This window comes from Treponema sp. (genome assembly GCF_017430385.1).
In the GTDB taxonomy this organism is placed as follows: domain Bacteria; phylum Spirochaetota; class Spirochaetia; order Treponematales; family Treponemataceae; genus Treponema_D.
In genome coordinates, this window is record NZ_JAFRNB010000065.1 from 1 (window position 1) to 7785 (window position 7785).

The window sequence follows — 7785 nt, forward strand, 5'->3', positions numbered from 1 at the left end:
CGGCGAACATTCCGACTCCAACGAGCGGACAAAGAGATGTGAACGGAGCACCGACGGCCGCCATAATCACTGTGAGCGGATGGCCGCCCGCAATTATGGCTCCGATTCCGGCGAGGGCTGCGTTCCAGATTACCCATGCACCAAGCAAATCCGCGCCTTTTTTCATGCCGCCAAACACAAATCCTGCTGCAATCAATGCGATGATAATCACCGGGATTGTCCAACCAATGATTTTTGCGCCAGCTTTTTTTGCAGGGAGCGAGCTGATTTCTTCAGTGTCGGTGTTTTCCTGACCCGCCGCAATTTTTTCAAGATGCGCCTGAACGCCCGGCAAATGTCCAGCTCCAAGAACTGCAATCACGCTTTTTCGGTTATCTTTCTGAACAGCTTCCCAAATATGTGCCGCAAGATAAAAATCACGCTCATCAATCAAAACTTCTTTTACGCCCGGCATGTATTCGGCAAGCTCGGACATCATTCCGTCCATTTCGCTTTTGTTCTTGAGAGTTTCAATTTCTTCGCCGGAAACTTCTTCTTTTGTTGCCGCACTTGCAAGCAGTGCCGAAAGCAGCTTGATTTTTCCATAGCCGGAATTTTTTGCCCATGCACGGCGCAATGTCGTCTGAATCGGACGGTCAACCATTTCGCAAGGAATATTAAGTTCCTTTGCCGCATTAATGCCTGCGCGCATCTCGTCGCCCGGTTTTACACCGACATTTGCTCCCATCCTCTTCTGGAAACTGGAAAGCACGAGATTCGCAAGAAGCAAAAACCCCTTTTTTTCACGCAAAACTTTGATTATATCAAGATTTTTCCAGGCTTCACTGTCATTGATTGAAGCATATCTCTGCTCATCAAGCTCAATGGCAACGCAGTCCGGTTTTTTTTCAGCAATGGCCGACTTTACTTCTTCACAACTCTGCTGAGAAACATGTGCCGTCCCCAGCAAAACAATTTCTTTATCATTAAGATTCAAACTAATTTGCGACACAAAAATACTCCATACTGAAAACTCCTAACTCCTACTTCCTAACTTCTAACTTTTAATTGCTACCTTCACATTGCTAATTGTTAATTATTCACTTCCTTTTTCTGCCCATTCAGCAAGCCTGTACTCAAAAAAGTCCGCTCCCTGAATCTCGGTGACTTCGGCATAATATTTATGTGCAAGGCTCAGATTCTGCTTCAAGTCCCAGTAAACTGCCAGGTAATAAAGATATTTTCCCTTCTTCTTTTTGCTTTCCTCGTTTTGAATTTTGAGGGTGAGCGTTGATTCGCCGGTCATATCATGAATCAGACGAAGTGTAAGATATTCAAATGAATTTCTGTCCAGGTTTTTCATTGCTTTTTCTGTGAAAGTCTTGCAATCCTGAACTTTCTTCATCTTTTGCATACAGCATGCAATCATGAGCGCGTAAGAAGTGTTGTTCGGGTTTGCATTGTAAGCCGCTTCGAAATACTGGCGTGCTTCTGGATAGTTTCCGACTCTCCATGCCAACATTCCGATTGATTCATAAGCATAATAATAATTTGGATTCTTTTGCACGACTTTTTTGTAATAATCGTAGGCCTCATCATACCGGCCCTGCTCATCCAGAAGTCCGGCCAGATACGCATAGCCAAGAAAATAATCAGGATCAAGCTGTGTCGCCTTTTTCCATGCTTTTTCCGCCTCATCGTATTTTCCAGCCTCGCGGTTGAAATTTCCCAAATCAAAATAATAATCGCTGTTGTCCGGCTCAATCTCAATTGCCTTTGAGACATATTCGACTGCTTTTTTGAAACGGCGTGATTCCGCCTCAAACTTCGCAAGATATGAAAGCGCAGGCGCATTGTTCGGATCTAGAGAAAGAATTTTATTGAAACTCTTTTTTGAATCGTCGTCGCGCTGCAGATAATAAGACATTTTTCCGTGGCCAAAAAGAGCTTCGATATTCTCCGGCTCGCCTTTGATTGCCTTGAGATAATAATCGCGGGCATTCCTGTAATTTCTTTTGACGGCCTGTTCGTTTCCAAGCTCAATGTTCGCATCGGCATTGTACGGCTGAATCGAAAGAATTTGCTTGAGGTACTGCTGTTTTTTAACATTGTTGTTTTTCTGCTTTGCAACCATTGCATTTAATAGAAGAACATCAATGTTTTTTGGCTCTTTTGAAAGAAGATTTACCGCAATTTTTTCGGCATCGACAGTTTTTCCGGCAGAAAGAAGAAGTGATGCGTGAAGAGTCCGCAAATCAACATCTTCCTGCAAGTTGTCAGGCATACTGTCAAAAAGAGCGAGAGCGTCCGAAATGTTGCCGTTTGAAAGCACGGAATTTAACTTCTGAACAAACTGAATCTCAGCATTTGAGGCCGCAAGGGCTGCATGACTTCCAGCAAATGCAAAAAAAGTCAGCATAATAAAAAGTGCAGTTTTTTTTGTAAATTTCATTTTTCTTCCTTAAACTCGACATTCAATGCCCAATTTGATAAACTAAATAAAATGTACAGACATCCAATTAGAAAATCGTTCGGGCTTATCGTTCTTTATAGTATTATAATTATCGGAATCTTTGTTCTCCAATTTAGGAATGAATCCGTCGTTTCAAAAAATATCGGACTTCTTTCAATCTCATTTGCGCAGTCACAAAATGAGGCTGGCGAAATTTCCCTCAAGAATACACTTCAAGTTTCTTTTAAAGGAATTTCTTTCATTGCCGATGAAGTCAATCCGGCGCAGCTTTGTATTACGCACGAAGACGGCTCTCAGACAAAAGAAAACCTAACCCTCGTTTCGTATGAGCATCCAACAGAATTTTCGTATAAATTTCATTTCACAAATGACACGGCTCTGACATTCGCCACGACAGGAAGTGACTCTTCTGCGGCATTCTCAATCACTGCGGAACTTCCAAAAGATGCTTCTGGCTTGTTCCTAAATTACAAACCAACTTCCGGATTTTCAGTTACTGAAAAAACACGCTCAAAGCTTATTTTGAATTCAAAAAGCCTTACTTATGCGTTCACGGCAGCTCAAATTGATGACACGAGCATAATGTTCTCTGACAAAAATTTCGTATCATATTATGTTGCTTATGATCCTTCCATTGAATTCAGCTTCACTACGCTTGATTCTGACCTGATTATAGCACAAAAATCAACTTATGACACCAACATCAGGATTTTCCGTGAGAATCTTGTGGCATCAGTCTCAAATTCAATTAAAGCAAACCAGACGCTTTCAGAAAAGACCGTCATCGCTTATGTCGCAGAACTTGCTTCTCAAGGGCGTTACACAGAGGCCGTAAACTACATTCCTGATTCGTTCAAAAAAGGCAACAAACGAACATATCTTTCGGCACCATATTTCAACACTTTGGAACAGATGTACCCGACTTTGGAAATGCACAACAATAATATGGAAGAAATGATTTCAAATGCAATAGAAAACAATTCTTTGGCAATTTTCAATGTTGACGGACTCGCTGAATATCTTAACATTCTTCCTGATTCTTCAAAGATTCGCAATCTTCTCAAAATTCCTTCAAAGATTTTTGAGGAAGAAAATGCCGATGAGCAGATAAGAGTTTCTCAGGCAAGCGGAATTCTTTCCACATATCTAAAACTTGCTTCCCTTCATTCAAGCCTTGCAGAAATTCTTCTTCCGGTTACGCAAAAATGTCTCGACATAATCGAATCAAACTGTCTGCTGACTGATTCCCTGCTGACTCTCAGCGAAAAAGATGTTCCTGTTTCAAATTATATCGCCCTTTCGACCGGATGCGCGCTCATTCAGTGGGGTGAATTCAACAATCTTCCTGAATATTCACAGGCCGGTTACGCCCTTATCAACTCGATTCTTTCTGCCAATTCACTTGATATTATCACAATGGCGGACATTTACCCGATTCTTGTGAACAGCGAATATTATCCTCGCTTCAAGGTGATGTCACGAACGGCGGCTGGCACAGTCTGGGCATGGACTTGCGCTCATTCAATCAATTATTCAACCCAGAACAATACGGCGACAATATCTATGTCATTCCCGAAAGGTGAAGTTCATTATGCGATTATCAGCGGAATTTTTCCATTCTCTGAAATCGAAATTTACGGACTTTCATTCCATTCTGACCCAAGGTTTGAAACTTACAATTCATCAGGATTTATTTACAGAGAAAGCAAAAATGTTCTGTTCCTTAAGTCTAGGCACAAAGCTGAGAACGAAGTTGTCCGCCTGACTTATAAATAAAGTGACTTTTGATTGTAAAAAAATCTCAAATTTTTCTGAATTTATGAGCAAATTTCTAAAATATGTGATATAATAAACTGATTGCCCTCACTTGTTTTCTACAAGGTTGTAGGGTGCGGAGTTTTTGTGAGCAAGAAAGATTTTCCTAAAATTCATTTTTACGATCAGGATTTTGTTGACATTTATGACAAAACTTGGAACTGGCTTTCCGATTCCTGGATCGACCCAAAAACAAACGAAGTCTCTAACGATGGTTACTTCATCCATCCTGGTGATTCACAGCCTGTAATCAACCAGGCCGAATCTATTTTCTCGACATTTTTCCTGGTTTACTCAAACAAGAATTATGCTGCAGAGAACAACCTTGATTTCCTTTACTCAAAACAAGAACAGAATGGCGCAATCCGCTGGAAATACGACATCAAAACAGGTGCGCCGGTTGTTGACAGTGAAAACCCAGAAGGCATAGGTCTTCCTCTTTTCGCATGGGCAGAATACAATTTGTACCACAAACTCGCAAACAAACGCCGTGTCAAGGAAATTATGCCGGTTCTGCAGAAATACATGAACTGGATCGAAGAAAATTTCAAACAGGAAAACGGTCTTTATTCGGTTCCGCCAAAAGCCTGCGGAATGGAAAATTCTCCACGCCCGAATGTCAAATTTCCTATTGATTTCAATGCCTGCATAGCAATCAATGCGCTCAACATGAGTGCGCTCGGCGATATTCTCAACGATAAGGAGCTTAGCTTCCAGTACAAGCGAATGTATTTCGGTCTCAAAACTCGCATCAACTCATACATGTGGAATGCCGAAACTGGCTTCTATCACGATTTGGACGAAAACGAAAATTATCTTCCGCAAAAGACAATTGCAGGATTCTGGCCGCTTCTCGCAGAAATTCCAAATGCAGATAAAGCCGATGCGCTTGTCGAGCATCTTTCAAATCCAAAGACATTCGGAACAGAACATCCGTTCCCGACTCTCAGCGCAGACAGCCCGGAATTCAGCGAAAACGGCGAAGGTTATCGCGGTTCTGTCTATCCGGCACTCAATTTCATGGTTGTCAAAGGCCTCGAAAAATACCAGCGTTATGATTTGGCCAGGGAATGTGCGATTCGTCACCTTTACTTTGTCCTCGAAGGTTTGCAGCCTGCCGACGGCTCAAAAGGCGATTTGTACGAAGCTTATCTTCCTTGCAAGGAAGGTCCTGCAATCAAAACCGGCGACGAGATATTCCCTCGCAAACGCTGCATGATTACAATCGGTCTTTCAACAATCGCGCTCATGATTGAAAATGTAATCGGCCTTTCAATTTCTTTGCCACGCAAAACAGTTGACTGGATTATCCCGAACCTTGAAATTATGGGTATCGAAAAGCTTTCTCTCAAACGCAACCTCATCACGATTCTCAGCCACAAAACTCCACGGGGATGGGGAATCCAGATGGAAAGTGAAAAGCTATACTACTTTACAATTAACATTCTCGACCAGAAAAAGAAAACATTGCCAATTCCTTCCGGCAAATGCTCTATGCTTATCGACAAACTGTAAAATTTTCCGGGCGGGAGTGCCTGTTTTATCTAAAATATTTACATCAGCCGGGCTTAGTCAAAAAAGCACGGTACATAAAAAAGCGGAAGTCACTTTGAAATGGCTTCCGCTTTTTGTTTAGCACTTAACCGTTATTTTCCGGCTTTTTCCTGTGCTTTTTTCTCTTCTTCTTCAGCATTCTTCTTCATGTGTTCGATAACAGACTGAATGTTGTTTACCATGAGGATTGGCTGACCAGTTGCATCGAGGGCATCACGCCACAATGCACCTTCTGGATCTACAGTGTTTCGCTTTCGAGTTACCATTTCAGTTGGAATAATGACATATTTGTCGTGAACAAGACCGACTACACACTTTGTTTTACCAGCCATTGCTGCATGAACGGCATTGTTGCCCAATCGCTCACAGTAGATTGAATCATTTGCTGTTGTGACAGAAGAACGAACCTGATAGCTCGGATCAACATATTTGAGATTAATGTGAATATTCTTTGCCGCGAAATACTGGTTGATTTTGTTACAGAGGAATACACCGATGTCAGAAAGTTTTTTGTTTCCTGAAGCATCTGTTTCGTTTGTAGACTGCAAATGCTCCTGTCCGGCACCTTCAGCAACGATAATAACAGCATGACCGCGTTTTTCGAGGCGCTTTTCGAGATGTGAAAGGAAACCGTTTGGTCCGTCCAAATCGAACGGAACTTCCGGGATAAGACAGAAGTTTGTCTCGTGGCTTGCAAGTGCTGTAGATGTTGCGATGAAGCCTGACTCACGGCCCATGAGCTTAACAACACCGATACCGTTAATCTGAGACTCTGCTTCCATGTGGATTGCATCGACTGCCTGACGAGCCTTTTCAACGGCTGTCTCGAAACCGAATGAACGGTCAATGAAGAGCAAGTCGTTGTCAACAGTTTTTGGAATACCGACAACCGCAACTTTAAGACCGCGCTTTTCAACTTCACGGGCAATGTCCAAAGCACCACGCTGTGTACCGTCACCACCGACGATGAAGAGCATGTTAATGCTGAGTGATTCTACGGCATCAACAATATCAACTACACGATTGCCACCGCCACGGCTTGTACCAAGGAAGGTACCGCCGTTTTTGTGGATGTCGTCAACTACTTTTGGAGTAAGCTCGATTGTATCATATCCCTGCTCTGGGAAGAAGCCCTTAAAGCCATAACGGAAACCGCGGATTCGTTTAACACCATATCGATACCATAAGCAGCGGACAACAGCACGAATAACGTCATTGAGACCAGGGCACAAACCACCACAAGTACAAATGCCGGCATTAACATGTGCCGGATTAAAGTAAATGTACTCACGAGGACCGGCTTTCTGCATGAGATTGCCTTTTGTTCTCTCATCGTCAGTTGAGTTTGCGTCAAAAACATTTACCCGGTAACGAACAAAAGAAGTATCTTTTACATAATTGGCACGGAAATCACCATGCTCTTTTGAAAGTTCAATTGGTGAAGGAACCTTGCACTCACCAAGCTGTTCAATAGTAAAATCAAATTTTTCTTCCATAGATATTTGCTCCTTTGAAAGCAGCGCGTATACGCATTAAGTTACCATGTATTTTAAGCCTTAATCGATGAATTTTCAATACAAAAATGACAGACTTTTGCACTTTCACGATAATTAAAAAGGGAATCTCTAAAAATTGCAATTTTTAGAGATAACTTTGAAAAATGCGATGTTTTAATTCCTGCTATTCACAGGAATTAAAACTCGTCGGAATCTCTAAAAAAACGCTGAAAGCGAGTTTTTAGAGATGACCAAAAATTATAACAATATTCACATCGGAAAAATACAAATTTTTCAGTTCAGAATTTGCATTATGAAATTTAATCCTTGGTTTAAGTTTCCAATTAAAAAAGGAGGATTTTTTCCTATGAAAAAAATCGTATCAGTGCTGTCTGTTGCTGCATTGACCCTTTCCGCTGTCTTCGCGGCAGACATTTCTTTGTCATACAGACTTGGTGGCAAGTTGTA

The 7785-nt window shown here is 41.8% G+C and carries 5 protein-coding genes; 2 read left to right on the plus strand and 3 right to left on the minus strand.

Going from position 1 to position 7785, the window contains the following annotated elements; translation table 11 throughout:
• Together IJJ71_RS04535 and IJJ71_RS04540 are read right to left on the minus strand one after the other, a co-directional pair.
• Window positions 1-991, minus strand: a 991-nt coding sequence (locus tag IJJ71_RS04535) for a TraB/GumN family protein (protein ID WP_296845578.1), incomplete at its 3' end; no start/stop codon positions are given.
• An 84-nt stretch (window positions 992-1075) separates the two neighbouring features.
• The gene (locus tag IJJ71_RS04540; RefSeq protein WP_296845579.1) at window positions 1076-2431 is read right to left on the minus strand and encodes a tetratricopeptide repeat protein; all 1356 of its coding nucleotides are present in this window, start codon (window positions 2429-2431) and stop codon (window positions 1076-1078) included.
• 51 nt (window positions 2432-2482) lie between these two features.
• On the opposite strand from IJJ71_RS04540, the gene IJJ71_RS04545 reads away from it, so the two are divergent.
• Together IJJ71_RS04545 and IJJ71_RS04550 are read left to right on the plus strand one after the other, a co-directional pair.
• The gene (locus IJJ71_RS04545) at window positions 2483-4228 is read left to right on the plus strand and encodes a hypothetical protein (protein ID WP_296845580.1); all 1746 of its coding nucleotides are present in this window, start codon (window positions 2483-2485) and stop codon (window positions 4226-4228) included.
• 126 nt (window positions 4229-4354) lie between these two features.
• Complete coding sequence (locus tag IJJ71_RS04550) at window positions 4355-5782, plus strand: MGH1-like glycoside hydrolase domain-containing protein (protein WP_296845581.1); 1428 nt, start codon at window positions 4355-4357, stop codon at window positions 5780-5782.
• A gap of 131 nt (window positions 5783-5913) precedes the next feature.
• Here the strand turns inward: IJJ71_RS04550 and IJJ71_RS04555 are convergent, their stop codons facing one another.
• The gene (locus tag IJJ71_RS04555) at window positions 5914-7317 is read right to left on the minus strand and encodes an ATP-dependent 6-phosphofructokinase (RefSeq protein ID WP_296845582.1); all 1404 of its coding nucleotides are present in this window, start codon (window positions 7315-7317) and stop codon (window positions 5914-5916) included.
• Window positions 7318-7785: the final 468 nt, after the last annotated feature.

Coding starts and splice junctions, on each gene's coding strand:
- IJJ71_RS04540 (WP_296845579.1), bottom strand. CDS start 2,431: ATGAAATTTACAAAAAAAACTGCACTTTTTATTATGCTGACTTTTTTT.
- IJJ71_RS04545 (WP_296845580.1), top strand. CDS start 2,483: ATGTACAGACATCCAATTAGAAAATCGTTCGGGCTTATCGTTCTTTAT.
- IJJ71_RS04555 (WP_296845582.1), bottom strand. CDS start 7,317: ATGGAAGAAAAATTTGATTTTACTATTGAACAGCTTGGTGAGTGCAAG.